The sequence below is a fragment of the Myxococcus sp. CA039A genome, from assembly GCF_013336645.1.
Lineage (GTDB): Bacteria > Myxococcota > Myxococcia > Myxococcales > Myxococcaceae > Myxococcus > Myxococcus llanfairpwllgwyngyllgogerychwyrndrobwllllantysiliogogogochensis.
Map to the genome: position 1 here is coordinate 1 of NZ_JABUMQ010000686.1, position 1120 is coordinate 1120.

1 protein-coding gene is annotated in these 1120 nt (G+C 45.5%); it reads right to left on the bottom strand.

All coding sequences use genetic code 11. The features are described 5' to 3' along the window. Window positions 1–298: 298 nt before the first annotated feature. On the bottom strand, window positions 299–940 hold the full coding sequence (locus tag HR086_RS47025; protein WP_174468929.1) for a hypothetical protein: 642 nt from the start codon (window positions 938–940) through the stop codon (window positions 299–301). Between the last annotated feature and the right edge of the window lie 180 nt (window positions 941–1120).

The window sequence follows — 1120 nt, forward strand, 5'->3', positions numbered from 1 at the left end:
CGATCGCCGTTTCCCCTTTGGTATCTCCAGCTGCGGCCGTAATGACCAATGCGCCTAACTGTCTAATTTGCATAAATGACCCCTCTCCGCCCTTTTTGGGCATAAAAATAACCCCGATCGGCTCAGGACTGTACTTTTCTTATTCAACATACGAACTTACTTTATTGCAATATTTCTATCACGAATTCTGCTTCCCGTTCTTCAACTTGCTTCCAACTTGTCCCTTCCGGAACATCAGCCCTATAAGGATCTTCTCCCGTCCCGGTGCCGATTCGAGATACAGTTACGGTGTCGCTCATCATAAAACCTCCACAGAAAATTTATCGGCATAAAGCGACGCTGGCGTTCCGGTTGTCCCAAATCTGACCCCCGCCTTTGTTGCTGTTGAATTGAAGTTATCAGTTATTTCCGTTATTAACGATCCATTTAAATAAAGTCCTATTATATCGTTATTAGCCACAGCCATGACCGAGTACTCAGTGTTTGCATCTATTGTTGCCGCTATGTTCGCAGAAGTTGTAAATGTTCCTGCGACACACTTAACCAGTTGAACCGAACCTGCACCTCCAGAAGTTTTGCTTGGGCGTGCTACCCAAAAGTTATTTGCATCGCTCATACGAAATATAACGCCGACATTCCTCGTTATCAGATCAGCACCAATATTTACCGTTAGACTAAATCGACCGTTGCTCAGTCCCGACTCCAACGAACAAATAGCTTGCCCACTGACGACGGTAGGGGATTTCAAAAGGTTGCCACTAATTTGCAAATCCCCGACATCTTCCGACCAAATTTGACCTGTATCCGCTGTCCCTATAGATGCAGAGTCAGAGCGATCAAACGTATCATATACCTTTACGCCTTTCTCAATCAATTTAGCCACCAATTGTGCAGATCGGTCATCAAAAGCACCGCCTCCGGCAATTTTACCCCATGCCATACGATCACCTCATAGCAAGGGCTTTGTATGCCACTGTAGTTGTGATGGTAACACTCGTAAATGGGTCAAACTTACCTTCAAACGGCTCTTTTGGGTCTACCGTAATCGTGATACCGTTTATCGTAAAAGTCAGAGCCGTTGAAGCGTCTCTGTTTACGATAGCGAACCCTGTCATGGGAG

Coding starts and splice junctions, on each gene's coding strand:
- HR086_RS47025 (WP_174468929.1), bottom strand. CDS start 940: ATGGCATGGGGTAAAATTGCCGGAGGCGGTGCTTTTGATGACCGATCT.